This is a genomic window from Actinopolyspora mortivallis, assembly GCF_003001495.1.
Lineage (GTDB): Bacteria > Actinomycetota > Actinomycetes > Mycobacteriales > Pseudonocardiaceae > Actinopolyspora > Actinopolyspora mortivallis_A.
The window spans coordinates 1-26,270 of sequence record NZ_PVSR01000020.1 but is presented as its reverse complement, the minus strand read 5'-3'; the positions used below and the strand labels follow the sequence as shown (position 1 = coordinate 26,270).

At 68.0% G+C, this 26,270-nt stretch carries 30 protein-coding genes and 1 pseudogene; 13 read left to right on the top strand and 18 right to left on the bottom strand.

What is annotated here, in order from left to right; translation table 11 throughout:
* Positions 1–2 precede the first annotated feature (2 nt).
* Positions 3–842: an NPP1 family protein gene (locus CEP50_RS12225; RefSeq protein ID WP_219905446.1), complete on the bottom strand. Its 840-nt coding sequence runs from the start codon at positions 840–842 to the stop codon at positions 3–5.
* A 355-nt stretch (positions 843–1,197) separates the two neighbouring features.
* On the opposite strand from CEP50_RS12225, the gene CEP50_RS12220 reads away from it, so the two are divergent.
* From CEP50_RS12220 to CEP50_RS12210, 3 genes are read left to right on the top strand one after another with little or no spacing between them, the layout of a single operon-like run.
* Positions 1,198–1,434 (top strand): FeoA family protein, encoded by a 237-nt coding sequence (locus tag CEP50_RS12220; RefSeq protein ID WP_106114105.1) that lies wholly within the window; start codon positions 1,198–1,200, stop codon positions 1,432–1,434.
* An 8-nt stretch (positions 1,435–1,442) separates the two neighbouring features.
* Positions 1,443–2,279 (top strand): FeoB small GTPase domain-containing protein, encoded by an 837-nt coding sequence (locus CEP50_RS12215; RefSeq protein ID WP_106114074.1) that lies wholly within the window; start codon positions 1,443–1,445, stop codon positions 2,277–2,279.
* Positions 2,276–3,691 carry a nucleoside recognition domain-containing protein gene (locus tag CEP50_RS12210; RefSeq protein WP_106114073.1) on the top strand — a complete coding sequence of 472 codons (1,416 nt, stop codon included), beginning with the start codon at positions 2,276–2,278 and terminating at the stop codon, positions 3,689–3,691. Before CEP50_RS12215 ends, CEP50_RS12210 begins: the two co-directional genes overlap by 4 nt.
* A gap of 7 nt (positions 3,692–3,698) precedes the next feature.
* On the opposite strand, the gene CEP50_RS12205 is transcribed toward CEP50_RS12210, so the two are convergent.
* On the bottom strand, positions 3,699–4,883 hold the full coding sequence (locus CEP50_RS12205; protein ID WP_106114072.1) for a macrolide family glycosyltransferase: 1,185 nt from the start codon (positions 4,881–4,883) through the stop codon (positions 3,699–3,701).
* A 303-nt stretch (positions 4,884–5,186) separates the two neighbouring features.
* Between CEP50_RS12205 and CEP50_RS12200 the strand changes: the two genes are divergently transcribed.
* On the top strand, positions 5,187–6,008 hold the full coding sequence (locus CEP50_RS12200; RefSeq protein WP_106114071.1) for an SAM-dependent methyltransferase: 822 nt from the start codon (positions 5,187–5,189) through the stop codon (positions 6,006–6,008).
* Between the two features lie 35 nt (positions 6,009–6,043).
* On the opposite strand, the gene CEP50_RS12195 is transcribed toward CEP50_RS12200, so the two are convergent.
* The 4 genes from CEP50_RS12195 to CEP50_RS12180 form a co-directional block, all read right to left on the bottom strand.
* Positions 6,044–6,802 (bottom strand): M24 family metallopeptidase, encoded by a 759-nt coding sequence (locus CEP50_RS12195; RefSeq protein WP_106114070.1) that lies wholly within the window; start codon positions 6,800–6,802, stop codon positions 6,044–6,046.
* Positions 6,803–7,270, bottom strand: a complete 468-nt coding sequence (locus CEP50_RS12190) for a DUF6314 family protein (protein WP_106114069.1) — start codon at positions 7,268–7,270, stop codon at positions 6,803–6,805.
* Complete coding sequence (locus CEP50_RS12185; RefSeq protein ID WP_181188353.1) at positions 7,267–7,956, bottom strand: histidine phosphatase family protein; 690 nt, start codon at positions 7,954–7,956, stop codon at positions 7,267–7,269. The genes CEP50_RS12190 and CEP50_RS12185 overlap by 4 nt, the downstream gene beginning before the upstream one ends.
* Before the next feature lie 80 nt (positions 7,957–8,036).
* Positions 8,037–8,867, bottom strand: coding sequence for an undecaprenyl-diphosphate phosphatase (locus CEP50_RS12180; protein ID WP_258175180.1), 831 nt, complete (start codon positions 8,865–8,867; stop codon positions 8,037–8,039).
* 305 nt (positions 8,868–9,172) lie between these two features.
* Here CEP50_RS12180 and CEP50_RS12175 point away from each other — a divergent pair, with 305 nt between their 5' ends.
* From CEP50_RS12175 to CEP50_RS12165, 3 genes are all read left to right on the top strand, one after another.
* A complete protein-coding gene (locus CEP50_RS12175; protein ID WP_106114066.1) occupies positions 9,173–10,102 on the top strand; it encodes an aldo/keto reductase in 930 nt (309 codons plus the stop codon).
* A gap of 91 nt (positions 10,103–10,193) precedes the next feature.
* Entirely contained in the window at positions 10,194–11,195 is a 1,002-nt protein-coding gene (locus tag CEP50_RS12170; RefSeq protein WP_106114065.1) for a YncE family protein, read from the top strand.
* A complete protein-coding gene (locus tag CEP50_RS12165; protein ID WP_106114064.1) occupies positions 11,192–11,428 on the top strand; it encodes a DUF5703 family protein in 237 nt (78 codons plus the stop codon). Before CEP50_RS12170 ends, CEP50_RS12165 begins: the two co-directional genes overlap by 4 nt.
* 32 nt (positions 11,429–11,460) lie before the next feature.
* Here the strand turns inward: CEP50_RS12165 and CEP50_RS12160 are convergent, their stop codons facing one another.
* Entirely contained in the window at positions 11,461–11,916 is a 456-nt protein-coding gene (locus tag CEP50_RS12160; RefSeq protein WP_106114063.1) for a universal stress protein, read from the bottom strand.
* Between the two features lie 436 nt (positions 11,917–12,352).
* Entirely contained in the window at positions 12,353–12,649 is a 297-nt protein-coding gene (locus CEP50_RS12155) for a DUF3303 domain-containing protein (RefSeq protein WP_106114104.1), read from the bottom strand.
* A gap of 196 nt (positions 12,650–12,845) precedes the next feature.
* On the opposite strand from CEP50_RS12155, the gene CEP50_RS20580 reads away from it, so the two are divergent.
* The gene (locus tag CEP50_RS20580; RefSeq protein ID WP_258175179.1) at positions 12,846–12,977 is read left to right on the top strand and encodes a hypothetical protein; all 132 of its coding nucleotides are present in this window, start codon (positions 12,846–12,848) and stop codon (positions 12,975–12,977) included.
* 1 nt (position 12,978) lies between these two features.
* On the opposite strand, the gene CEP50_RS12150 is transcribed toward CEP50_RS20580, so the two are convergent.
* Positions 12,979–14,055 (bottom strand): SDR family oxidoreductase, encoded by a 1,077-nt coding sequence (locus tag CEP50_RS12150; protein ID WP_106114062.1) that lies wholly within the window; start codon positions 14,053–14,055, stop codon positions 12,979–12,981.
* A gap of 187 nt (positions 14,056–14,242) precedes the next feature.
* Between CEP50_RS12150 and CEP50_RS12145 the strand changes: the two genes are divergently transcribed.
* On the top strand, positions 14,243–15,139 hold the full coding sequence (locus tag CEP50_RS12145) for a helix-turn-helix domain-containing protein (RefSeq protein ID WP_106114061.1): 897 nt from the start codon (positions 14,243–14,245) through the stop codon (positions 15,137–15,139).
* 105 nt (positions 15,140–15,244) lie between these two features.
* Here the strand turns inward: CEP50_RS12145 and CEP50_RS12140 are convergent, their stop codons facing one another.
* The 7 genes from CEP50_RS12140 to CEP50_RS12110 form a co-directional block, all read right to left on the bottom strand.
* Entirely contained in the window at positions 15,245–16,294 is a 1,050-nt protein-coding gene (locus tag CEP50_RS12140; protein WP_106114103.1) for a lipoate--protein ligase family protein, read from the bottom strand.
* A 133-nt stretch (positions 16,295–16,427) separates the two neighbouring features.
* The gene (locus CEP50_RS12135) at positions 16,428–16,781 is read right to left on the bottom strand and encodes a MerR family transcriptional regulator (RefSeq protein WP_106114060.1); all 354 of its coding nucleotides are present in this window, start codon (positions 16,779–16,781) and stop codon (positions 16,428–16,430) included.
* 55 nt (positions 16,782–16,836) lie between these two features.
* Complete coding sequence (locus CEP50_RS12130) at positions 16,837–17,274, bottom strand: Hsp20/alpha crystallin family protein (protein WP_019854348.1); 438 nt, start codon at positions 17,272–17,274, stop codon at positions 16,837–16,839.
* Positions 17,275–17,648: 374 nt separating this feature from the next.
* Positions 17,649–18,059, bottom strand: a complete 411-nt coding sequence (locus CEP50_RS12125) for a MerR family transcriptional regulator (protein WP_374957094.1) — start codon at positions 18,057–18,059, stop codon at positions 17,649–17,651.
* Between the two features lie 188 nt (positions 18,060–18,247).
* Entirely contained in the window at positions 18,248–18,760 is a 513-nt protein-coding gene (locus CEP50_RS12120; RefSeq protein WP_106114058.1) for a hypothetical protein, read from the bottom strand.
* Between the two features lie 122 nt (positions 18,761–18,882).
* Complete coding sequence (locus CEP50_RS12115) at positions 18,883–19,443, bottom strand: class I SAM-dependent DNA methyltransferase (RefSeq protein ID WP_258175178.1); 561 nt, start codon at positions 19,441–19,443, stop codon at positions 18,883–18,885.
* 245 nt (positions 19,444–19,688) lie between these two features.
* Entirely contained in the window at positions 19,689–21,125 is a 1,437-nt protein-coding gene (locus CEP50_RS12110; RefSeq protein WP_106114056.1) for a sodium/glutamate symporter, read from the bottom strand.
* A gap of 332 nt (positions 21,126–21,457) precedes the next feature.
* Here CEP50_RS12110 and cmtR point away from each other — a divergent pair, with 332 nt between their 5' ends.
* From cmtR to CEP50_RS12095, 3 genes are read left to right on the top strand one after another with little or no spacing between them, the layout of a single operon-like run.
* Positions 21,458–21,820, top strand: coding sequence for a Cd(II)/Pb(II)-sensing metalloregulatory transcriptional regulator CmtR (cmtR, locus tag CEP50_RS12105; protein WP_106114102.1), 363 nt, complete (start codon positions 21,458–21,460; stop codon positions 21,818–21,820).
* Positions 21,817–22,590, top strand: coding sequence for a cation transporter (locus CEP50_RS12100; RefSeq protein WP_106114055.1), 774 nt, complete (start codon positions 21,817–21,819; stop codon positions 22,588–22,590). The genes cmtR and CEP50_RS12100 overlap by 4 nt, the downstream gene beginning before the upstream one ends.
* 56 nt (positions 22,591–22,646) lie before the next feature.
* Positions 22,647–23,906, top strand: coding sequence for an ROK family transcriptional regulator (locus CEP50_RS12095; RefSeq protein WP_106114054.1), 1,260 nt, complete (start codon positions 22,647–22,649; stop codon positions 23,904–23,906).
* Positions 23,907–23,929: 23 nt separating this feature from the next.
* Here the strand turns inward: CEP50_RS12095 and CEP50_RS12090 are convergent, their stop codons facing one another.
* A complete protein-coding gene (locus CEP50_RS12090; protein ID WP_106114053.1) occupies positions 23,930–24,673 on the bottom strand; it encodes a TetR family transcriptional regulator in 744 nt (247 codons plus the stop codon).
* 149 nt (positions 24,674–24,822) lie between these two features.
* On the opposite strand from CEP50_RS12090, the gene CEP50_RS12085 reads away from it, so the two are divergent.
* The gene (locus CEP50_RS12085) at positions 24,823–25,977 is read left to right on the top strand and encodes an acyl-CoA dehydrogenase (protein WP_106114052.1); all 1,155 of its coding nucleotides are present in this window, start codon (positions 24,823–24,825) and stop codon (positions 25,975–25,977) included.
* Between the two features lie 91 nt (positions 25,978–26,068).
* Here CEP50_RS12085 and CEP50_RS12080 read toward each other — a convergent pair.
* Positions 26,069–26,270 (bottom strand): annotated as a pseudogene (locus CEP50_RS12080) (hypothetical protein); the annotation flags it as partial.

Here is a 26,270-nt window from a genome sequence, read left to right as displayed (position 1 = left end):
GTTCACAGGTAGGGATCGAACGGGATACCGGCGGGCTCGGCCGCGGCGAGGTTGTCCCGGAACGCCCCGTCGGTGATCGCGAGCGCGGCATGGCCGAAGTCGGCCCCGCTCAGTACCGAGCGGGTGTCCCCGGGAAAGCGTTCCCAGCTCACCAGGGCCGGATAGTGCCAGCGTCCCAGCTCGTTCTCCGGCTGTTCGTCCGCGCCCGCCAGTCGGAAGGCGTGGGTGCCCACGCCGTCCTTGTGGTAGACGACCTTCGCGTGGGTGTCCTCGTGCCAGTCGACGGCGGAGGCCGGGTGCACGTCGTACTCGCCGTGGGCCGAGGTGGACACGTAGCGGGCACGGCCCTCGTGCACCCACACCACCACGTGCTCGACGTCGTGTCGGTGTCCGAACACGTCGAAACCGGGAACGGCCTGGTCCTTCTGGAAGTACACGTCGTACACGTGGGCCCGCCAGCCGTGGTTGCTCGTGGAACGGGCGTAAACATTGGAGTTCTCCAGGTCGGAGAGGTCGTGGCACTGCCCGTCCAGCGCCCCTGAGTTGTCCAGTCCCGAGTTCACCGTGCCGTCCGGGCCGACGGCCACGCTGGGATAGCATCCGTCCCCGTCGTAGTCGAAGGCCGGCATCCACTTCCGGTCCAGGGAGGTGGAGTCGGCCGGGATCCGTCGGGGCACGGTTTCGGCCACCGCCGAGCCCGGCAGGGCCACCAGCAGCAGAACCGCGCCGTGCACGGCGGCCGTCACCCGCCTCATGCGACTCCGGACGAACCCTCTCGTCCGGCCGCGCTCCCGCCGTGCTCCGTTTCCGGTGACGTCCCGCGGGGCCGACGAGCGCGTCATACGTTTCCTCCTCCGTGCGCAGGTGCTGACGTGGGGTGATCCTAACGGGAGGCGGGAAACGGTGACCTGGTTCCGCGGGAACGGAACGTGAAAACGGGGTGCTCGACTCCCGGTGGTTCGATCCGGACCTCCTTCGGTGACTTGTCGTCGGAGTGCTCGCCGGAAGTGGCCTCGGCCGGTGTGGTTCCGCGCCGGTAGCCAGGAGAGTCGTCCCGGTGCGCCGCCGACCTCGCGGCCCCCTGTTTTCCCGACCTCTCCGAGGTGGTTACGCTGTAACACAGCTGTGTTTTCGGCTTGGCGAAACATGTGTTGGGTTCCTGGAAACTCTGTGTTCCGGCGGAGGGAGATCCCGGACATGAACACGACACTGGACCGGCTTTCCCCGGGGGAGACCGCGACGGTGACCGCCCTGGACGTCGAAGGCCCCCAACGACGGCGTCTGATGGACCTGGGAATCCTGCCGGGAACCCGGATCCGGGCCGACCGGAGCAGCCCGCTCGGCGACCCGACCGCGTACCTGGTGCGCGGCAGTCTGCTCGTGCTGCGCCGGAACCACGCGGGCAGGATCCACGTCGACCGCCATCAGGGGTGAGACCCACGATGAGCACCACCCCCTCGCCACCCACCACGAACGCGTGCGGAACATGCGCGCTCAACAACGCCGCCAACCTGCGCCGACTGGGAGTGGATCCCTCCGGACACGACCTGGTCGTCGCCCTGGCGGGAAACCCCAACACCGGCAAGAGCACCGTGTTCAACGCCCTGACCGGCCTGCGACAGCACGTGGGAAACTGGGCGGGCAAGACCGTGGACCGCGCCGAGGGCGGCTTCGAGTACCACGAACGCAGGTACAAGCTCGTCGACCTGCCCGGAACGTACTCCCTGCTGTCCACCAGCGAGGACGAGGACATCGCCAGGGACTTCCTGGTGTTCGGACGCCCCGACGTGACGGCGGTGGTCGTCGACGCCACCCGGCTGGAACGTGACCTCAACCTCGTGCTGCAGATCCTGCAGATCACCACACGGGTGGTGGTCGCCGTCAACCTCGTCGACGAGGCCCGCCGCCACGGCATCACCGTGGACTTCCGGCACCTCTCCCGCGAACTCGGAGTGCCCGCCGTGGGCATGGCGGCACGCCGTGGCACCGGCATCGAGGACCTGCTCGACGCGCTCGAACGGGTGGCACTGTCCCCCGACTCCTTCGACGGGCGCCGGGTCGTCCACCGGAACCGGCGGCTCGAACGCGCGGTGAGCCACCTCGCCGAGCGGATCACCCAGCACGTCCCCGGTGTGACCAATCCCCGATGGGTCGCGCTGCGACTGCTGGAGGGTGACCCGGCGCTCGAACGCGCCGTCGCCGAGGGCAGGTTGCGTGACCTCGTGGCCGATCCCGCCGGACCCCGCTCGGAGACCGTCCCGGAGGAACCCGACGCATGACCCGCTCCCCGATCCTCGACGAGACCGACAGGCTGCGGGCCGAACTTCCCGAGAACTTCCGGGACGACATCGTGGAGTCCCTCTACGCCGAAGCGGCCCGCATCAGCGCCACCAGCCTGTCCCACGCTGAACGACCAGCCCGTCCCACCCTGGACAAACTCCTCGACCGGATCCTGACCCACCGCGTGTGGGGGTTCCTGGCCATGGGAGTGCTGCTGTTCGGGGTTTTCTGGTTCACCATCGCGGGCGCGGCCGTCCCCTCGGACCTGCTGTCCGGCCTGCTGGTCGAGCACGGCCACGAACAGTTGACCCGGCTGGCCCGACTCCTGTCGCTGCCGGACTGGATGAGCGGCCTGCTGGTCGACGGGGTGTATCTGTCCACCGCCTGGGTGGTGGCGGTGATGCTTCCGCCCATGGCGATCTTCTTTCCCCTGTTCACGATCCTGGAGGACTTCGGTTATCTGCCCCGGGTCGCGTTCAATCTCGACAGGCTGTTCGCCAAGGCCGGAGCCCACGGCAAACAGGCCCTGACCATGATGATGGGATACGGCTGCAACGCCGCCGGGGTCACCGCCACCCGCGTCATCGACAGTCCCCGGGAACGGCTGATCGCGGTGATCACCAACAACTTCAGCATCTGCAACGGCCGTTGGCCCGTGCTCATCCTGCTGGGCACCGTCTTCCTCGGACAGCTCGCCCCGCCCCCGTTGGCTGCGGTGGTCGCCGCGGCCTCGGTCACCACGGTGGCCGCGCTGGGAGTGCTGACCGCCCTGGTGGTCTCCTGGGGACTGTCGCGAACGGTACTTCGGGGCGCCACCTCGGTCTACTCCCTGGAGCTGCCTCCCTACCGCCCACCCCGCGTCTGGCGCACCCTCTACACCAGTCTTATCGACCGCACACTGAAAGTGCTGCGCAGGGCGGTGACCATGGCCGCACCGGCCGGTGCGGTCACCTGGCTGATCAGCAACATCACCGTCGCCGACGCGAGCCTGGCCGCTCATCTCGTCGACCTGCTCGCCCCGCTGGGATGGTTGATGGGCCTCAACGGCATCATCCTGTTGGCCTACCTCGTTGCTGTTCCCGCCAACGAGATCGTCGTTCCCACCATCCTGATGCTGACGATGACGCTCGGGACGAACCTGTTCGGTGCCGAACAGGGAGTCCTGCTCGATCTCGGCACCGCCGAGACCGCCACCGTGCTCGTGCAGGCGGGAGGCTGGACCCTGCTCACGGCCGTGAACCTGATGCTGTTCACCCTGCTGCACAACCCGTGCGGAACCACGATCCTCACCATCTGGCACGAAACCCGCAGCGCCACGTGGACCGCGGTGGCCACGTTGCTGCCGGTCGGGCTCGGCATCGTGGTCACCAGCCTCACCGCCGCCGTGGCCCGATGGGCGGGATGGGGGTGAAACCGGTTCACCGCGCCAGATGCGCCTCCAGGGCGTCGGCACCGGCCACCGCCCCGCCGCCGCTGCGCACGCCGAGGCTGGTGGCGGTGGCCACGGCCCGCATCCGTTCGTCACCGGCCACCTCCTCCACCGTTCTCCGCAGTGTCGAGGCGGAGGCCTCCTCGGGGAGGATGCGGGCCAGGCCGAGTTGCTCGGCCCGTTCGGCGTTGGCCCGCTGTTCCGGCATCTGCGGATAGGCCACCAGGGGAACCCCGTGGTACAGCGCCTCCATCGTGGAGTTCATCCCGGTGTGTGACAGGAACACGTCGGCGTGTTCGAGCACCGCGGGTTGGGGGAACCGGGGCCGTACGTCGACGTTGTCCGGCAGGGGGCCCAACTCGTCCGGGTCCACCCGTTCACCCACGGACATGGCCACCTCCCAGGTGGTTCCGCCGAAGGCCTCCAGACAGCGGCGGTAGAACTCGGGGCGGTTGTTGAACGCGGTGCCCAGGGAGACGAACAACAGCGGGGCCTCGGGGTCACGGCGAGTGAAGGATTCGTTCCGCGCCCTGCTGCCGAGGGAGGGCCCCAGGAAACGGAACCGGTCGTCGAAGGTCTCGGCCGCGTACTGGAACTGGAGGGGGACGAACACCAGGTTCAGCCCGGCCGGTTGCGGCGAGAACAACGGTCCCGGCGGAGTGACACCGAGTTGTTCGGCCAGCTCCAGTCGGCTCCGCTCCACCTCACGCAGCGCCGGGTGTTCGGTGTCGAAGTCCTCGGGCAGAAACGTCTTCGCCAACGAGAACCGTTCGTTGGCGGCGAAGTTCGGCACCAGGGCCACCTGGGCGACCCCGAGAACATCGGCCAGCATGGGGCCGGCGGGCATCATCATGTCGTGACACACCGCTTCCGGCGGGTCGGCGACGAAATGCTCCCGCAGGAAGGGGAACGAATCACGCACGTGGTCGAGGAAGCGGTGGGTCATCTCCGCCATCATCTCGGGGGTGATCCGGTCGAACGAGTGGCTGGGCAGGGCGAAGTCCAGACCGAGGTCCACGGGCCTGGCCCCGCTGGCACGCACCGTTTCCAGCTTGCGGTCCCCGGTGGCGTAGGTGATCCGGTGTCCGCGCCGGACCAGCTCCTCCACCACCGGCAGCGTCGGATTCACGTGTCCGTCGAAGGGGGGCGCCATGAACGCGAAATGGCGGGGCATAGTTCCTCACAGCCACATCCGAAAAACCTGGCATTACTGCCACTTTCCCGTCGATTATTCCGCGTCGACGAGATCCGAGACCCGTTTCCGGCAGGAAACGTGACGTCCTCAACACCGACATCCGGACCTAGTGCCCAAAAAGGACGCCGAGATTCCTCGTCGCCGTCGGATCCGACGTCTTCCTCCACACACACCCACGGGTCGTCCCCCGTGGATTCCGGCGTCCTTTCGCCGTGGGCAACCTCGAGGACGGTTTCCCGCAGCGTGTTGGTAACCACCAACGTGGACGGTTAGGCTGCGTGTATGTCTCGTGACGCGGAGTTGGCCGCCCAGGTGGCGCACGCGGATTTCAACCAGCCCAACATCGCACGGATGTACGACTACCATCTCGGCGGATCCGCCAACTTCGCCGTGGACAGACACACGGCCGAGCAGGCACTGCGCATCGCGCCGCAGGAGCTGGACTACTGCTGGGCCAACCGGGCCTTCCTCGGCCGGGTGGTCCGCACCCTGGTCACCGAGTACGGCCTGGACCAGTTCCTCGACCTCGGTTCGGGGGTGCCCACCGTCGGCAACGTGCACGAGATCGCACACGAGCACAACCCCTCCGCACGAGTAGCCTATGTGGACTGGGAGGCCATCGCCTGCCACCACGCGCGGCACCTGCTCGGTCCGGACGAGTGGCGCGTGACAGTGACCGAGGCCGACGTGTGCGAGCCCGAGGTGGTGCTCAACGCTGCCGGGGTGGCGGGGCTGCTGGACTTCACGCGTCCGATCGCGGTTCTCGCCTTCGGCATCCTGGACATCATCCCCACCACCGACGGGGCGGGGCTGGCCGCGCGCTATCGGGACGCCTGTGTGTCCGGCAGTGCGTTGGCGGTCTCCAACAACGCCCAACTGACCCGCAGTGACGAGGAGGTGGCCGGACTCCGGGCCCTGTTGGCGAACACCTCCACCCCGAACCTGCATCTGCGTACCCCGGAGGAAGTGGCCGCGCTGATGCCCGGCTACACCCTGTTGGACCCGGGAGTGGTTCCCGCTCCGCTGTGGCGGCCCGACCGTCCCGTGTCCGAGCAGGAGGCCCGGCGCGGCAACGTGTACGGAGCCGTGGGGATCCTGCGCTAGGGAACCGACTGCTGTCGGTGCCGCCCGGCACGACTTCAGAGCGCCGTCAGCACCCGGGGACCGTGCTCATCCACCGCCACCGTGTGCCCGAGCAGGAAACAGGGACTTCCGTCCACGGTCTCCACCGCGTTCCCGGAGCCGTGCCGGCACCCGTCGGCACCGCCCTGCGCCAACGCGGAGACCAGTGTGAGCACCGTCCCCGGCCGCAGGGACAGTCCCGTCCCCCGTTCGCCGGTACGCGGAATCGTGGGCGGCTCCCGAACGAAACGGCCGATACCGTGCCCGCACGAGACCGGTATCCCGTATCCGGCGCCCCGGGCCGCCAGCCCCAACGCCCAGGACACGTCACCCAGCCGGTTCCCGACGGTGCTCACGGCGACGGCGCTGCGCAGCGCCTCCTGCGCCGTGTCCCGAGCCCGCAGCACGGCCTCGGTTTCCGGTCCCACGGAGACGGTGACCGCCGCCCAGGCGCACCAGCCGTGGACCCGGCCCGCGCATTCCACCGTGACGAGATCGTTCCGGTTCACACGCCCGGTGTCGGGAACACGGCCACGGACGACCTCGTTCGGCGCGAGGGCCAGGGCGGTGTTCTCCCCCGTGTCCTGGTGGTCGAGCGCCGGGACGGCCTCGTGGTCCCGCAGCACCGTCCGCGCCAGGCTCTCCAGTTCCACTCCGGTGGTTCCGGCCACGAGGTGTTCGGTCGTGTGGCGCAGTGCCTCGGCCACGGCACGACCGGCCAGACGCATGCACCCGATCTCGGCGGCTGATCTGAGCTCGACCGAGTTCCGGACCACTCAGCTCTCCCCCTCGACGCGGATCCGATCGCTGCGGGTGAAGACGGTGTGCAGCACGTGGTTCTTCGTGGGGCCGGAGACCACCCAGCGCTGCCACCACCGGTTCTCGTCGGCCACACCGAACTCGCCCTGGTAGAGGTCGTCACGACACGGATGGTGGGTCCTGCAGTGCCCGCTACGCAGATCGAGCGTGTGGAAGAACCCCCCGTAGTCGAAGTACACCTCCGCCCGTCCGGGTCCGGTCACGTGGTACCGCAGACTCCGGAAGGCGTTCCCGCGGTAGTCGCCCAGCCGCAGGGTGCCCTGCTCCTCGTAGACCAGCACGTCGTCGACGGCGCGGAAAGAACCCGAGCCGTCGAACTCGCCCATCCGGGTGCCGTCCGGATCCGAGATCACCCGCCACAGCGACCACCACCCCCCGAGGAAGGCGGGAAGGTCGCACACGGGGTGGCCACACGCCGTGTTCACCGCCCGCTGGCTCCCCCCACCACGGCGGCACCGGAGGCGGAACCGTCCTCCCCGGAGGGGATCAGCCCGGACAGGTCCGCGCCGGTGTCGTTGATCCGCAGCACGAACGGTCGGGTCTCGGTGTAGCGCACCACGCTCAGCGAGCACGGCTCGACCACGATCCGCTGGAAACCGTCCAGGTGCAGCCCCAGGGCGTCGGCCAACACCCCTTTGATCACGTCGCCGTGGGTGCAGACCAGCCACACCGTCTCGGGCCCGTACTCGGAGGACAACCGCGTGTCGTGACCGCGCACCGCCGCCACGGCCCGCGCCTGGACCTGGGCCAGCCCCTCCCCTCCCGGGAACACGGCCGCGGAGGGGTGCTGCTGTACCACACGCCACTGCGGTTGTTCGGCGAGTTCCTCCAACCGGCGTCCGGTCCACTCACCGTAGTCGACCTCGGACAACCCCTCGTCGGTCTCCACCGGCAGGGATCGGGCGGTGGCCAGCCCGGTGACCGTTTCCACGCACCGTTGCAGCGGGGAGGCCAGCACCGCCCGCAGCGGCACCTGGGCGAGCCGGTCGAGGAGTCCGGCCGCCTGGGCGCGGCCGGACTCGTCCAAGCCGACACCGGGACTGCGTCCCGCGAGAGTGCCCGTGCCGTTGGCGGTCGAACGTGCGTGCCGCAGCAGAATCACCGTTGCCACGGCACCGAGCATACGGATGCGCCGTTCCGAACCGGGCATCCGGTGCGAGGCCGCTCACATCCGAAGCACGAACCGGATCCTCACGCCTGCAACACGCCGAAACCGAGCAACAGGTACACGGCGAGCCCCACCAGCACACGCCACCACACGAACAGGTATACGCTGTGCTTTTCCACGTACTTCAACAGCCAGGCGATGCAGGCGTAGCCGACCAGACCGGCCAGCACCGTCGCCACGAGCATCTGCGCTCCACTGGGTTGCAGTCCCGGCCCACCCGGATCGAAAACGTGGCCCAACTCCAACAGGCCCGCCGCGAACACCGCGGGGATCGCCAGCAGGAACGAGAACCGCACGGCGGTGGGACGGTCCAGCCCCAGCGAGAGCCCCGCAGTGATCGTCCCTCCCGAGCGGGAGACTCCGGGGACCAGGGCCAGTGCCTGGGCGCAGCCCATGAGCACTCCGTCGCTGAGACGCAGCTCGGCCTGTTTGCGCAGCTGGGGGCCGTACCGTTCGGCCAGACCCAGCAGCAGGCCGAACACGATCAGGGTGGTCGCGGTGATCCACAGACTCCGCAAGGCCCCCCGGATGAGGTCCTGGAAGAAGAATCCGAGAACGCCGATGGGGATGCTGCCCACGATCACGTACCACGCCAGCCGGTAGTCCTGGGTCCGCCGCACCTCGGGATCGACCATGCCGCGGAACCACGTCGTGATCAGGCGTGCGATGTCGGCGAAGAAATAGATCACCACGGCCAGTTCCGTGCCGATCTGGGTGACCGCCGTGAACGAGGCGCCCGCGTCGGCGTCGAACAGCAGCTGCGAAACCACCCGCAGGTGCCCCGAGGAAGAGACGGGCAGGAATTCGGTCAGCCCCTGCACCAGGGCAAGCACCACGGCCTGCAACCACGTCAACGAAACCCACTCCACACAGTCGAATCTCGCGCCCCGTTTCGGAGCACCCTGTAACGGCCTCTTGCTGCCGGAAATCTTGCAGCATGACCCGAACAGGGGTAGTGGCGGGCCGTTGACCGTGGTCACGCACACAACGGGGCAGGTCACCGGATGAATCGGACCTACTGCGGACACGCTGAGCCACAAGCGGACGTCGCCTCCTCACCCAGCGGCACAACAAGTGATGTGAATCATTCACTGTGTGTTCGCCGCGTGGCCGCGCGTTGTTCGGCACGTCCGACACCGGAGGAATACGATCAGTCACCGTGCGTTATCGACAGCTCGGCAACACCGGTATGCGCGTCTCCCGGCTCGCCCTGGGGACCATGACGTGGGGAAACGGCACCGACGTCGCGGAGGCCGCCGCGCAGTTGTCCCTGTTCCACCAGGCCGGTGGAACCCTGGTCGACACCTCGCCCGTCCACCAGCACGGACACGGCGAGACGATGCTGGGGAGTCTGCTCAACGACACCGTCGCCCGCGACGACCTGCTCATCGCCACCACCACGGGCCCCCGGATCTCCCGCGCGGCCCTGCTGGACTCGCTGCACGGTTCACTACGACGTCTGGGCGTCGACCACATCGACCTGTGGCAGCTGCACGGCTGGGACTCCACCGTGCCGCTGGAGGAAACCCTCGACACCCTCGACACCGCCGTCACCAGTGGAAAAGTCCGCTACATCGGTGTGGTCAACCAGCGGGGGTGGCAGCTGGCCACCATGGCCGCGCTGCAGAGCACCGCCGCCGGGCGTATCCCCCTGGCCTGCGTGCAGACCGAGTACTCCCTGCTGCAACGCCTTCCCGAGCACGAACTGTTGCCCGCCGCCCGCCACCACCACGTCAGCCTGCTGCCCTGCTCCCCCCTCGCCGGGGGCGTGCTGACCGGCAAGTACCGTACCGAGACCCCCACCGACTCCCGAGCCGCCGACCCGGAGATGGCCCCCTACATCACCCACCACCGCACCCCCCGAGCCGGGCGCATCGTGCACGCGCTCGCCACCGCGGCCGACGGGCTCGGAACCTCCCCCGCGGCGGTGGCCCTGGCCTGGATCCGGGACCGCCCCGGCGTCGGAAGCCCGGTCCTCGGTGCCCGCACCACCGAACAGCTCAAAAGCTGCCTCGACTGCGAGCAGGTGACGCTGCCCCCGGCCATCCAGGCCGCTCTCGACGACGTCAGTGCCCTCCCCCAGCCCTGAGGGACACCCCGGCGCCGCCCACCACGCTCGTGCGGGATCCTGGAAGCACGTCGACACCGACGTGCCAGCTCGTCCTCCAGGGAGGTCACCGTTGCGACGTCTCATCGCCGCGTGCCTGACCACATCGGCTCTGCTGTTGAGCGCCTGTACCGGTGGCGGCGACTCGCGGCCCCTGCAGGTGACCGACGAGCTCACCTCCGCGACCCCCGCACCGGCTCCCTCCCCGGAGACCACACCGGCGGGCAGGGTGGTGCCCGCACCACCCGCCGACCACGCCGTCTACCTGCCCGCCACCGGCCTGCTCGCCCTGGCCGGGGCCGGGCAGGCCAGCGTCACCCTGGTCGACACCCGTGAGCTCGGTTCCCCCGCCCGGACGATCGAGCTGCCCGCTCCGGCTGCCTCCCTGCGCCCCCTCGACGGAGGCAGAGGTCTGCTGGCGGCGTTACCCGAGGCCGAGGTGGTCGTCGACATCGACGTCGACAGCGGTGAACTCACCCGCACCCCCGTGCGGGGGCACCCCTCCGACGCCCTGCCCGTCGGGGACCGCCTCTTCGTCTCCCGCCCCGGGGCCGAGGACGTCGCCGTCCTGCGGGACGGCGACGTCCAGCACCGCGCCGAGGGGTTTCCCGGAGCCGACACCCTGCTGCGCCGCGGCTCCACCGTGGTGGTGGTGGACAAGCTCACCACCTCGGTGACCCCGCTCGACATCGAAACGGCGGAGAAACTCCCCGCGCTGCGCGCCGGGGAGGGGGCGACCCGGGCGGTGACCGACGAATTCGGGCGCGTCCTGCTCGTTGACACCCGGGGGGAGGAGATCATGGCCTTCGCCACCGAACCGCTGATCATGAAACAGCGCTACCCGGCGAAGGGGTCTCCCTTCGCCTTGGCCTACGATCCGGGTCGGGATCTGGCCTGGGTCACGCTGACCGCCCGCAACGAGCTCGTCGGTTACGACGTGACCGGGGGACAGCCTCGTGAGACCCACCGCGTCCCCACGGTCCGCCAACCCGAAGCGGTCGCGGTGGACCCGAAGACCGGAACCCGCTACGTCGCTTCGGCGACCGGAGACGGACTACAGGTGGTGCGGAAGTGACGCCGACCGAGGACACCTTCTCCGCCGACCCGGACTGGGAGTACTTTCCCCTGCGGCTGCCTCCCGGGATTTCCCGGTTGAGCGCGGCCACCCGGCTGAGCATCCACGCCGAGTTCGCCGGGTGGGAACTGTCCCGGGTGCTGTTGTACTCCGACGGCTCCCGCAAGGTGTGGCTGCGCCGTAAACGCACCCACCTCACCACGGAAGTGGTCGGAGCGCTTCCCACGTCGTGATCTCTTTCGCACAACGCTTCGGATCGCGATTCTTACTGCCCCGTGGAGCTGTTCGCCCGGTAGCGGACGACCACGACCGGACATGGAGAGTAATGGACACAGTGTTGGCTGACGGATCCGAGCAACGCCCCGGACACCCCTCCGTGTCCCCTGCTGCCGACGACGAGCAGGTCAGCGTTCTCCGCTTCGTTCACCAACATCTGTGCGGGAATTCCTCGCCGCACCTTCTGCGTGACCGTCACATGGCTGTCCAGACCGCTCAGGTTCTCACTGACCAACCGTGACAGGGTGTCCTCGGCAGCTTGGTCGATCCCCTTCTCCTCCAGCGTGAGTGCCCCCACTCCGTAGAGAGCAGTATGTGACCAAGCGATCAAGGCGGTGATGTGTCCGCCCACCTTCTCCGCATAGCGTACTGCCCAGCGGAAAGCCTCTCGAGAGTTCTCGGAACCGTCCACGCCCACGACCACGTGTTCCCCGTCTTCGTTCATGCATACTCCCGAATTTTTTTCCGTTTTCGTAATCGTCGAAAAAGATCATCTGGATTCTCGATCGAACCCCTGTTTCCCTCTGCGGCGTGCACGGGAATACACTGACACGCCCCCGTTCACCCGGACGTCTCATTTGCCCCGTCGTGTCGACTCTGAAATACCGGCCCTGGCACGGTGCATCATGTGCGGCGACAGCGAGTATGACGACCTCGCTGCGGCAACAGGTCGGGAAATCTCCCCGGGAACAGGCAAGAACGTTCAGCGTGATCCGACCACATCGTACGTCGTCCCCGCGATGTCACGGTCAGACTCGGCAAGTGCGATTGGTGAAGACGCCCGCCCGTGCACTACCGGATCACGTTCTCATCCGATCGAACACCCTGGAGTTACTCGAATTATCCTGGTTCGGTGGGCAGTGTGCCAGGGGCATCTTTCCTCATACGGCAGCGTGCAACTGTTGACGGAACCGTTCGACCGTCTTGGTGTACGGTAGTTCGTAGATCGCGTGAACATCCCAGCTCACCAGATCCATATAAGGCTGGAGAATCTCGGTGATCTCGTTCGGGTCGTCACTTTCGATCAGCAGGAAACCTGATCCACCTCCGGCAAGATTGTACCAACCCTTGATTTTTTCCGGGTTGTTTGTCCCGGCTTCGTGCTGTTCGATGACGCGACGCCGAACGTCCTCAGCGCGGGTTCCCTCGTTCCAGCGAAAGCGGCAGTACCAGAGCATAAGCGTCTCCTTCGACATACTGATCCGGGAAATATGACCTCGGTCGCATCGGCCGAAACCACATTTCCCCACTGTAAGTCGCGGCGTGTTCCAGTGCCAGCTCGGAGTCCGGTGCCTCTGAGTACACCTCGACCTGCGACGGACCCCCGCTGTGCCGGCACCACCACGAGGCACGGACGGCCAAATCGGTGCTCGCGTGCTGGCGCCCAGCGTGACCGTGCTGTTCAACATCAGCCACCTCGATACCGTCGTCAACGCGCTACGTGCCGGCGGATACGAGGTCCACGACCCGACCTCGCATTACCCTGATGAGGAAGAACAGCGATAAGCTAGGACGGCTCGATGCCGGGTGGCAGGACCCGTTGTTTGACGAGTTCGGTGAACAGCTCAGTGAACATTCGTTCCGTGTCGATGCCGCCGGTGAAGCCGTGCTGGCGGATCTTCGCAGTGGAAAAGATGTTGTCGTAGTCCATTCCGAACACAAAGTCGCCGAACCACCATGATGCCACTCGATCAAAGGGGTAGGGCCGGAGTCCGTGGCGTTCGACGATGCGGTTCCAGACCGCTGTCTTGTCGGCCATGAATTCGGTCAAGCTGAATGGCAGCGGATCAGCGCGGGGAACGCGGAAGTGTTCCGCCAGCTGTGGCCACACGTGTTCCCAACGCATCGGGTCGCTGTTGGTCACGTTGAACGCTTCGCCGGCCGCCGAGGGCTCGGTCGCCGCCCATTCCACCGCTTGGCCAACGATCCGAGCGTCTGTGACCTGGGTCAACGCTCGATAGGCCCCGGGCTTGCCCGGGAACCGGAAGGGCACCCCGAGTTCGCGACAGATCGCGGCATACACGCCGATCACCATGAGCAGGTTCATCGGGGTGCCCACGGCGAATCCGGCGATCGCGTCGGGACGCAACGCCGACCAGGTCCAGCCCCCCTCGTCGGCGCGGCTTCGAAGGTAATCCTCCTGATCATAGTAGAACTCAGGCGGCAGGTGCCGGGAATCGTCTTCTCGGGCCGGCGTCCGATACGGTCCCAAATGGGAGCCGTACACCTTCCCGCCCTGGATGAGCGTGACATGCCGCAGCTTCGGTGACGCCTTCTCCAGAATCTCCACCACGTTGCGCAGCATCACCATATTCGGCTCGACCAGTTCGGCCCAGCTCGGACGTGGCTGGTAGGCGGCGTAGACGAGATCGGTGGCATCGGTGATGCCGGAGAGCTTCTCCTCAACATCGTGACGATCGAGGAGGTCTACCGCCACGAACGGGGAGTTCGTTCCGAACTCTGGTTCTCTCCGGGACAGGCCCACGGTTTCCCAGCACGGAAGCGTTTCCAGGTGCTGGATGATCGCTCGGCCGGTCACGCCGTTACCGCCGGCTACAACGGCTTTGCGGGTGGTGTCGGGCACTTTTCCTTCTCCTGTTCATTCGGCGTGAGACCACGCTCACGGCAAGTCCTCTCTGTCTTCGCCAACGACATTGCCGCTGGTCACAGCTGCTAACCAGCCCCTGCTGTGCCCAGGACCGCCGTTCCTGTCATCGGTGGGGACAGGTTCGGAGCTTTCGTCGCACGGCCACCCCGGGAAAACTGGCGGCATGAGTGAACCCGTCGACTTGAGCGAGTTCCTGCGTAGCAGGCGCGCACAGTTGCAGCCAGCGGACATCGGACTGGTCTCCTACGGCACACGACGCCGGGTTCCCGGTTTGCGCCGTGAGGAGCTGGCACAACTTGCCGGGGTCAGCGTGGCTTACTACACCCGCCTGGAACAGGGGAAAAGCCGCAACGCGTCGCACGAGGTCATCGACGCGATCGCCGCAGCACTGCGGTTGGACAGCACCGAACGGGCACATCTCAGCGACCTCGCTCAGCCCGCACGGCGGCACCACAGTCCGGCCACGCCATCGACCGAAACGGTCCGTCCCCGGATGCACCAACTACTGAACGCCATGGACGGTGTTCCCGCCATGGTCATCGGGCGCCGCAACGACATCCTGGCGTGGAACCGGCTCGGGCACGCGCTGCTGGCCGGACACCTCGACCAGGACAGCCCCAATCGCAACGAGGACAGGCCGAACCTGCCGCGCATGATCTTTCTCGACCCGCACACTCACGAGCTGTACTCAAGATGGGAGGACGAGGCCCGTGCCCAGGTTGCCTATCTACGGCTGGTGGCCGGGCGCTACCAAGACGACGCCCAGCTGGCTGAGTTGATCGGTGAACTGTGCATGAAGAGTCCGCGATTCGCCCAGCTGTGGCAACACCGGCGCGTCCGCGACTGCACGTTCGGACACAAGCATCTCCACCACCCGCTGGTCGGACCGATCACGTTGACCTTCGAGGCCCTGCATCAGCCGGACCGCCCCGACCAGCGGCTCGAACTGTTCAGTGCGGAACCCGACTCCTCCTCCGAGGCCGCGCTGCGACTGCTCGACGAACTCACCGCACGGGGTGCCGACCGGAGCGCGTCCACGCCGCAAAGCGCGTCTAGCTAGGGCTGTTCAATAGGGGAGGCTTCGCGCAGCCCAGATGGATCTTTGTGGACGACCGGCTGCGGGACGCCCCCAGCTTTGTGAGCACGAGGATCGTCGTCACGGGGCCTAGGGCACCCGGTGCAGCCACTCGGAGGTGGCGAACTTCGTGGCGACCAGTTCCTCGGCGCGTTGTTCCTCGGCGGCGGTGATCCCGTCGGCGACCAGCCCGTAGCGGGACCGGAAACCCGACTCCAGCCTGTCGATCACGGTCTGCCGGTCCAGGCCGGTCTGACGTCGCAACGGGTCGACACGTTTGACGGCGCTGCCCACCCCCTTGTCGGAGAGCTTCACCCCGCCGACCCGGAGCACCTGCCCCAGCTTCTCCGCGTCCACGTCGTAGGACATCGTCACGTGATGCAACACGGCCCCGGCCGAGACCCGCTTCTGCGCGGCACCGCCGATCTTGCCCCCGTCGGAGGTGATGTCGTTCAACGGCTGGTACCACACGTTCAGCCCCAGCTCCCGCAACACCTCCAGCACCCAGTCGTCCAGGAACGCGTAGGAGTCGGCGAACGACATGCCCGCCACCAGCGACTTCGGTGCGTACAACGAGTAGGTGACCGTGTTGCCGGGTTCGACGAACATGGCGCCCCCGCCGGTGATCCGACGCACCACCTCGATGCCGTGGTGCTCGGCGGTGGGCAGGTCCACCTCGTTGCGGACCGACTGGAAACTGCCGATGATCACCGAGGGGTCCGACCACTCCCAGAAGCGCAGCGTGGGGCTCCGGCGCCCGGCCGCGACCTCCTCGGCCAGCACCTGGTCCAGGGCCATGTGCATCAACGGTGAACGGGCCGGCTCCCTGACCGACAACCACCGGTGGTCCAACCAGCCGGTCGAGCCGGTTACCGCCCGTCGCACCGCCACGGCCACCGACTCGGGGGTGAACCCCACCATGCGGGCCTGCGGGTCCGTACCCGCGCGCACCAACGAGGCCAGGGTGTCCACGTCCGCGTTCGCCGCGGCCCCGACCAGGGAACCGTTGATCTCGTCCAGGGCCTCGTCCGGCTCCAGGAAGAAGTCACCGCTGACCCGTACCCGGCTCAGTCGCCCCTCGGTCACCTCCACGTCGGCGGCGACCAGCTTCCCTCCGGGAACCTTGTACTCCCCGTGCACCACACACCTCGCACACCACGACCGTCGTTTTCCGGACGGGCAACCACTCTAGGCCTCGTCCGTGCCGCGCTCGCGGGCACCGGAGGGCACTGCTCCCGGGTGTCCGGACGACTACACGCGGTGATCGGCTCTCTCACTCGGAGGGGTTCTGCTCGGGGCTGTGAGCGTGGTCGAACTCGGCGAGCCGGGCTCGGGTCTGTTCCAGGTCGCGTTCGAGTTCGGCGATGCGGCACACTGCCGACAGCACGGTGTGGCCCTGGTCGAGGAGCTCGCGCACCCGGGCCGCCAGACGCAGCTGGGCCCGGCTGTATCGGCGGTGACCTCCCTCGGAACGCGCCGGCGTCAACAGCCCGGTCGTGTTGTCCAGGCTGCGCAGGAAGTCAGGGGTGACCCCGAGAATCTCCGAAGCACGTCCCATCGTGTAGGCGGGGTAGTCGGCGTCGTCGAACGCCCTGTCTGCGCGGTCGGTGGGTCGTGCTTCGGACATGGCCGCTCCTGATCACTGGAACCGGGATCACCCCGTGCCGGAGAAAGAGCGGTGGTCAGCTGTTACCTCCCTCGATGACCTTGCGGTCTCCGCCGTGATCGACCTTGATCTGCCGCGGTTTCGCCTGTTCGGCCACGGGCAGGGTCACGGTCAGCACCCCGTCGGTGTAGGTGGCGCTGATGTTGTCCACGTCCAGCCCGTAACCAAGCGAGAGCTGACGCGAGAAGGTGCCCCTCGGCCTCTCGGCGGCGATGTAGTCGACCTCCTCGCCACGGTTGCCCGTGCCGCGCTCGGCCCGGACGGTCAACGTGCGGTTCTCGGCGCTGACCTCCAGGCTGCTCGGGTCGATGCCGGGGAGGTCGAACTCGACCACGTAGTTGTCCCCGGAGCGGTAGGCGTCCATGGCCATCGACTGCGGAGCACGGTTGCTGCCGAACACCTCGGTGGCCAACCTGTTCAGGTCCCGGAACAGCGGGTCGAATGCCGTGGTCATCTCAGCGAACTCCTTTCCACACACAACCAAGCAATGCCGGAACGGTTTCGATCACCAGCACAGGGAAGTGTGGGTCCGACGAGTCAGTCGGGAACGAAGACGAGGTCCACGTCCCGACCGTCGACCGACCCGGAACGGAAAGCGAGAACGAGGAACGAGGCCTGTGACCACCTCCGGTTCGCTTGTCCCTCATCGCCTTACGGCACTTATTCTGGCACCGTGACTCCAATTTCGCAACACCGAATGGGCCAGACTTTGTCGTTGATCACACGAGATCGTGACCTCGGTGCCGCCACCGCCGCGGCCGGCGACCACGGGCGGAGGCGGGCCGGCTCCGCGGCCGCCGGGGAGTTCGGCGACGGGACCGGTCATGGTCACCGTTGCTCGGTGACCTCGGCGAACGGCAGCGGGCAACTCGGGCTGGTGCCGCATGCGAGGAGGTCGTCACAGCCGGCCTCGACCGCCTCGGCCAGCGCGTCCCGCAGGGTGTTCAGGTCGGCGATCCGGACCTCGATTTCGGCCAGTTTGTCCTGCGCGTGCCGACGCAGTCCCGCTCCGGAACGGCCACCGTGGTGCCCCGCCGCGAGCAACTCGGCGACCTCGGTGAGACTGAAGCCCAGCCGCTGTGCTGCTTTGATCACCCGCAGCGTGGTGACCGCCCGCGGTGGATAGAGCCGGTGTCCCCCCGGGCTGCGTTCGGGTTCGGCCAACAACCCGCGCCGCTCGTAGTAGCGCAGCGTCTGGGGGTTCACCCCGGCGGCCTTGGCGAGTTGGCCGCTTCGCAGGAAACCCGTGGGGTCGGCCCCCTCCTCCGCTCCGCGATCTCGCCCGACACCCCGGCGGACAGCGCTCGTCCCTCGCTCGTCCGTGCCGGCGGGCCACCCGGTGGGGACCGCGCACGACTCCGCTCGCCCGACCGGGACGGTGCCGAGGACCGGTCCGCAGCAGGAGCATCCGTTCGTCTCCTCGTTCGTCATCGGTGTCCCCTTCCGGTTATGGTGTCCGCTCCAAGCGCACGGTGTCGGTCGATCCCCAACCCCACCGTGGTGCCGTAGACCAGGTGCGGTACCAGCGTCGCCACCGCGACCCGCGGGCTCACGGCGATCCCGAACAGCCCCCATCCCAGGTAGGGCAGCCACACCAGCCCCATCAGCGCCCACAGCAGCACGCCGTGGCCGATCCCGGCCCGGACCGACACCCGGCGGACCGAGCCGGCCAGCACCGCCGCCGCCACAGCTCCGTAGCTCAGGTGGGCGAAACCGGCCAACAACAGCAACACCTGCTGCGACGGTGTGCCCACGGTCTGGCTCGTCAGAGCCACCGGAACGGGTCTCGGCACCGGTGCCACGCCGACAGCGGTGCCGAGGAACATCACCACGCTCATGAGTACCGTCGCGACCGCGCCCCAGCCGAGACCGGTCACCAACCGGTGCGCGGTGGGCCCGCTCTTCGTGTCGCGGGCCGCCCGGTTCGTCCTCACCTGCACCCCATGGTCCCTTCGTCGTGGTCCTGTCTCCTGCCACGCGACGGTAAGCCCGTAGTGGGATGCAGGATGCAACCGCGATCCGGGCGGGTTACGACAACGACCAGGGCAACCACCGTGGCTTGTCACGCTCCGCGGTCGCCGAGCGGTTTCCGGGCGAGCAGAAACCCCTGCGGTGTTTCCTCGGGAAAGTCCCCCTCCTCGTCGGGTTCACGCAGCAGTCGGGCCCGCACGGACAACCCGGCCCGTTCCAGCAGCTCAGCCACCCGTTCGGGTCGCCGCCGGTGGAAGTCGAGCGAGATCGCGTGCCCGGCCGCCTCGGTCCGGTGCTTGATCCCTTCTCCCGTCTGGAAGGCGAGCTGGAGAAAACCACCGGCAGTCAGGACCCGACGGAACTCGGCGAAGACCGCCGGCAGGTGCTCGTCCGGAACATGGATGATCGAGTACCAGGCCACGATCTCTCCGAGGGAGCCGTCTTCGTACTCCAGAGCGAGCATCGAGCCCTCGTCGAAACGCAGCGTCGGGTGTCTCCTCCGCGCCTCTGCGACCATCTCGGGCGACAGGTCCATCCCGAACACCGGCAGGCCGAGGGTGTCCAGATGAGCGGTCACCCGGCCGGGGCCGCAGCCGACGTCGACCACGGGGCCGTCCGCGCTGCGCGCGAGCTCGGCGAATCCGCCGAGCACCGCGCGGTCCAGAGGTTTGGCCGCCAGCTCGTCCCGGATCCACTCGGCGTAGTCGTAGGCCGCGGTGTCGTAGGAGCACCGGGTGCGGCGGAGAAAATCGAATTCGGTCGTGGGCGGACATCGTAGTTCGGCGGGGTTTTCTTCAGGGCCTGTTCAATCAGCCGCCCGCGTCCCGTCGTTCATGCCCGGCGGCGCCGATGTCGGTCCCGCCGAGTGCGAGCGGCGGGACCGACACCGGAACCGTGTCACCGCGGGGCCTCGGCCTCCGTGTCGGCGGGGGCACCGCGACGTCCGAAGTACAGCACCCCGGACAACAGGGCGACGAGGAAGACAACGGCCATGACCACCAGCAGCGGCACGGGGCCGAACTGGACGATCAGGGGGATGGCCGCGGCCGTGACGAGACCTCCCCCGAAGAACGGTTCCAACACCAGCTGTTTGTAGCCGAAGGCAGGGTAGGCGGGGGTGCGCAGCTCCGGGTCGGCGATGCGCATGAGAATCAGTCCGGTCGCGGTGACACCCATGGACTGCCCGAAGTCACCTATTCCGCGTTCGAACCAGTAGTCCGGCAGCATCCTGGGGGCCAGCAGCAGGAACGCTCCCAGCGACCAGACGATGCCCACGGCGGCCAGTAGCAGGAACGGCACGATGTTGTGGGCGATCACGTCCAGCGACAGTGTGCCCATGGCGGCGATGATGAGCATGTCCAGCGCGAACCCCTGGATACGCTCGATCATGAGCCTGTCGATGATCTGGGCCCGGTCGAAGCGGTTGATCACCACCTGCAGCAGGATCCCCCCGAGCATCGCCAGCGGGAACAGGGGAACGTAGCCGAAGATCTCGATGGTGTCCACCCACAGCGCGTTCTCCAGCAGTTGCAGCCCCCACAGCAGCAGCTGGCCGATGATGATCGCCAGCGCCAGCACACCGAAGTGCAGGGTCAACGGCTCGATGGACGAGGGATGCACCGTCAGTGTGGCCGCAGAACGCCGGTTCTCCCGCTCGACCAGTCCCATGCGTTCGGCCACCGACGGGGCGGCGTCCGCGCGCAGTTCGGTGGCGTGCCCCCGGCGCACTCCCCAGTTGATCAGCACGATACCCAGCACGATACCCATGAGCAGGCCGATGGTGGCCATGCCGAGCGCCAGGTCCTGTCCCTCGGCGAAACCGAATTCGGCGAAGGTCTCCCCCAGACCTCCCGCAGTCCCGTGGCCCCCTTCGAAACCGATCTCGATGAGAGCCCCCGTCAGCGGGGGGAGCCCGAACACGGGAGTCAGCACCGCCAGGGCCAGCAGCAGTCCGAACACGTACTGGCCACTGCTGAGGGTCAGTCCGAAGGCGATCTGGGGACCGGCCATCCGTCCCGCCTCGCGCGCCTTCGGCATCCGTCTTCCGAGGAACAGCCCGGCGAACACCACCGAGATGAGCAGTCCCGGCAGGGTCGACCAGACCTGTTGGATCTCGGTTCCGAACAGCCCTCCCTCGGTGAACCGGTCGGTACCGAACGCCGCGGCGATCCTGCCGAACACGTCGGGACCGAGCAGCAACGCGATCCCCCCACCGATGATCGATCCGGGAAGGAAGAGTCTCTGCGCCAGCCGCCATTTCACCCGGACGAGCTTGGCCACGAGCAACAGCACTCCCAGCAACAGGAGTGCGAAACCGATCGTTTCGGAGGACATGATCACCTTTCGGTAACCGATGGTTGAACGACGTCACCACGGAAGTTCTCCGGGGTGTCCTGACAAGAGCCGAGCTGTGTTCATCGGCGGCGCAATCCTATTTCCCGGGACGTCCTCCCCCGTACAGCGCTGGGACGTTCCCGAAAGGACACGTGCTGCCCAGCAGGAACGGCGTCTCCTTACCTCCGCGGGGGGGGGGGTGCCGTTTCCGGGGCGTTCGAGTCCCGCACCCCGGCAGGGGTGTCGCAAGTCCACGGGATCCGGGCCGCACTCCCGTGCTGCTCTCCGGGGAGAGCACGACTTAGTTCACTGTTTGATGTATTGTTTTGCGTATGCTGACGAGTGAGACGCGGGAGGCCGTGCTGGCCCGACTGGGCCGGGCCCTGGCCGACCCGACACGCTGCCGGATCCTGGTGCGCCTGCTCGACGGGGAGCACTACCCGGGGCAGCTGGCCGAGCAGTTGGGGTTGTCCCGCTCGAACGTGTCCAACCACCTGTCGTGCCTGCGGGGCTGTGGGTTGGTGGTTGCCACCTACCAGGGACGTCAGGTTCGCTACGCGCTGGCCGACGCGCACCTGGCCCGGGCTCTGCGGGAACTGGTGCGGGTGGTGCTGGCCGTGGAACCGGGCGAGTTCTGCTCCGAGGAGGACACGAGCACGGTTCCCTCCGCCGAGGGAGGGGTGGTGCGGCCATGAGCGAGTCCGGCCCCCACGGCACACCGACCCGGGCCACCGACCCGGAATGTTCGGACGGATGCTGTGCCCCACCCCCGTCGACGCGCAGCGCCCCGGACGCCGCTCGACGGGCGGTCCTGTCGCGTCGGATCCGACTGCTGGTGACGGCCACGATCAGCTACAACGTGATCGAGGCCGTGGTGGCGATCACCGCCGGCGCGCTGGCCTCCTCGACGGCACTGATCGGCTTCGGCCTGGACTCGACGGTCGAGGTGGCCTCGGCGGCCGCGGTGGCCTGGCAGTTCTCGGCCCGCCAGGCGGCTGTCCGTCAGGCGCGGGAACGCAGAGCACTGCGGATCATCGCCGTGTCGTTCTTCGTGCTCGCCGGTTACGTCACCGTGGAGGCCGTGCGCTCCCTGGCGGGCGGGGCCGGTGCGGAGTCCTCGCCGGTGGGAATCGTGCTCGCCGCCCTGTCGCTGATGATCATGCCCGGTCTGTCGTTGGCCCAACGCTTCGCCGGTCGCAGGCTCGGATCGGCCAGCGCGGTGGCCGACTCCAAACAGACCCTGCTGTGCACCTACCTGTCCGGAGTACTGCTGGTCGGGCTGCTGCTCAACGCCGCCTTCGGCTGGAGCTGGGCCGATCCGGCGGTGGCACTGGTCATCGCCGCGGTCGCGGTCCGGGAAGGTCTCCAGGCCTGGCGCGGAGACGGATGCTGCGCTCCGACGCTCACACCGGACGGCGCAGGCCGGGCCGACGACTGCTGCGAGGGTGAGACCACGCAGTCGTGACAGCCCGGTGTGTTCCGCGCTAGTTTGTTCGCCCCACTGAACGAGGGGAGAGCTGCGTGCACGGCAGGGACGGGCCCGGCACGGGAACCGACGACGAACGCCTCGACCAGCACACGGTACGTCGGAACAACCTCGTCCGCGTGCTGGAGGAGGTCCGTGCTTGCCGAGCTCGCTCCCGGAGTGAGCTGGCCACACGTACCGGGCTGAGCAAGGCCACGGTGTCCGGTCTCGTCACCGAGCTGATCGAGCGGAGACTGCTCCGGGAAAGCGGCCGGCACCACGCGGGCGGTGTGGGACGTCCGGGGCGACTGCTGGAACTGGACGGCAGCACGGTGGCGGCCCTGGGAGTGGAGGTCAACGCCCACTATCTGGCCGTGCGAGGGGTCGATCTCGCCGGTCGCGTGCTCTCCGAACGCCGGATGGATTTCGACACGCCCCGGGCCGGTGCCGAACAGGCCGTGGGCGAACTGGCGCGGCTGGCCGGCAAGGTCCTCGGCGAGGTGGAACGCTCCGGTACGCGGCTGGCCGGGATCGGTGTGGCGGTGCCGGGCATCGTGGATGTTCCGAGCGGGACCGTGCGCCACGCCCCGAACCTGCTCTGGCGGGACGTGCCGATCACCTCGTGGCTGCGCCGGTGGCTGGCCCTGGACGAGCGGCACACGGTCGTCGTCGACAACGAGGCCAACCTGGCCGCACTGGCCGAGTTCAACCGGCCGGACAACACGGTGGACGATCTGGTGTCGCTGACCGGCGAGGTCGGTGTCGGCGCGGGAGTGGTCACCGGACGACGACTGTTACGCGGTTCGGCCGGTTTCACCGGGGAGATCGGCCACGTGCCGGTCGTCGCCCACGGGCGGGCCTGCGGGTGCGGCCAGCGCGGTTGTCTGGAAACCCGGATCGGCCTGGAGGCGGCGGTGCGGGCCGCCGCTCCGGACCTGATCGGCACCGGACGGGATCCCGCCCGTCAGGCGCGGATTCTGCTGCGACGCGCCGAGGAGGGCGATCCACGGGCTCTGTCCGGTCTCGACGAGGTCGGACACTGGCTCGGCGTCGGCATCTCGATCGTGGTCAACCTGTTCAATCCGAGCCTCGTGGTACTGGGCGGCTACTTCGCAATGGTCGCTGCCCACGTGCTCCCGCGGGCCACTCGGGAGTTACGGGCACGGGCCGTGGCGGGACAGGAGGCGGCGTGCCCCGTCACCGCCTCGGCGTTCGGATTCACCGCCGCCGTGCGGGGTGGGGCGAACATCATCGTCGAGGAGGTGCTGGACGATCCCTGCCGCTGCCCTCGCACCGGGCCGCGCGGAAAGGACTGAACCGCCCTCAGGAGCGGGCGGACTCACTCCCGCCCGGGAAGGTCGCCGAGGGCCCGTTCGATCCGGTCCCGCACCGTCTCGGCCGAGGCGCGGGTGCGCAGCACCCCGACCACCACCTGATCGGATTCCCCCTCGGAGCCGAGCTGGTGGCTTTCCCCACCCATCCCCACCTCGGCGAGTGCGCGGCGCAGCGCCTCGTGCGCGTCGAAGGTGCCCCCGCTCTTCAACCAGCGCCGCAGCACGTGGTTGTGGGTGGCCACGACGCTGGCGGCCTCCACCGCCGCCCGTAAGTCCGCCTCGGGCGTTCCCGCGTAGCGCTGCCTCAGGTAGCGGGCGAACACGCGCTGGTAGCGGTCGATGCTGACGATCTCGCGGTCGCGCAGCGAGGGAACCTGCCTGGTCAGTTCGAAACGTTTGAGCGAGATCTCCGGCTCGGCCAGGTACATCTCCAGCACCCGCTCCGCCGTGCGGCGCACGGCCCGCATCGGCGGTTCCTCCGCTCCCGAGCGCTCCAGGTCGTTGACGACCTCGGTGAGACGCTCGTCGTGGTCGGGAAACACCACCTCCTCCTTGGAACGGAAGTAGCGGAAGAAGGTGCGTCGTCCGACGCCCACGGCCTCGACGATGTCCTCCACCGTGGTGGCGTCGTAGCCCTTGGTGGCGAACAGGTCCAGCGCCGCCACCGCCAGGGCACTACGGAGGCGACGTCGCTGTCCGGCCGTGCGGGCGGCGCGGGGTTTCCGGTCGGTGGAGCTCCCCTCGGGCATGGCCCGCAATGTAGCAGGCCACGATTGCCGGTGGCACGCAGTGCCGCTAGGATGCGAGTCGCATCCCCTTTTATGGCACTGGATGCCAGTAGTTTGTTCGAGAACAGCTCGGAAAACACCGAGCCGCTCCGCTGCGCAGGAGGAACCGCGTGGATTCGAGTTTCGACACCTACCAGCTCTCCGACGAGCACGAAGCCCTCCGGGAGGCGGTACGAGCACTGGCCGAGAAGGAGATCTCCCCCTACGCCGCCGAGTGCGACGAGCAGGAACGCTACCCCAGGGAGGCTTTCGAGGCCCTGGCGAAATCCGGCTTCGCCGGAGTGCACGTGCCGGAGGCCTACGGCGGCCAGGGGGCGGACTCGGTGGCCACCTGCATCGTCATCGAGGAAGTGGCCCGGGTGTGCGCCTCCTCCTCGCTGATTCCGGCGGTGAACAAGCTCGGCACGATGCCCATCCTGCTGTCGGCCTCCGAGGAACTGAAGCACCAGGTGCTGCCCTCGGTGGCCTCCGGAGAGTGCACCGCCTCCTACGCCCTCTCGGAACGCGAGGCCGGATCGGACGCCGCCTCGATGAAGACCCGGGCCCACCGGGACGGCGACACCTGGGTGCTCAACGGCACCAAGTGCTGGATCACCAACGGCGGCGAGTCCAGCTGGTACACGGTCATGGCCGTCACCGACCCCGACAAGGGACCCAACGGGATCAGCGCGTTCGTGGTGCACGCCGACGACCCCGGATTCGAGGTCGGTGGCAAGGAGAAGAAACTCGGCATCAAGGGATCCCCCACCGCGGAGATCCACTTCAACGACTGCACCATCCCCGCCGACCGGATCATCGGCGAACCGGGAACCGGCTTCAAGACCGCGCTGCGCACCCTGGACCACACCCGCCCCACCATCGGCGCCCAGGCCCTCGGCATCGCCCAGGGAGCCCTCGACGCGGCCGTGGACTACGTCAAGGAACGCAAACAGTTCGGCCAGGCCGTCGCCGACTTCCAGGGTGTCCAGTTCATGCTCGCCGACATGGCCATGAAGATCGAGGCGGCCCGACACATGATCTACGTCTCCGCCGCGCGGGCCGAACGCGAGGAAGGCAACCTGGGATTCATCTCCGCCGCGGCCAAGTGCTACGCCTCCGACGTGGCCATGGAGGTCACCACCAACGCGGTGCAGCTGTTCGGCGGGGCAGGCTACACCCGCGACTTCCCCGTGGAGCGCATGATGCGCGATGCGAAGATCACCCAGATCTACGAGGGCACCAACCAGATCCAGCGCATGGTCATGGCCCGCTCGCTGCTCAAGTGAAACCGGACGGAGGCGGTGTCCAAGGCTCGGGGCACGTGTGTCGGGACACCCGCCACGTGCTCCGAGCGCGTACGGCGAACGCGGCCCGGACTCACCCCTCCCACCGGTGCTGAGCGTCGACGAAGGCGTTGACCTCCTCGTAGCCGTGACGCACCGCCCACGCCCAGCCCCACTGCTCCCACCCGCTCAACCCCCCCGCCGGGGCGGTGAACCGCGCCCGCACCTCCTGGGACCAGAACAGCCCCACCGCCCCGGCGGGGGAGTTGAGCGGGTGGGAGCAGTGGGGCTGGGCG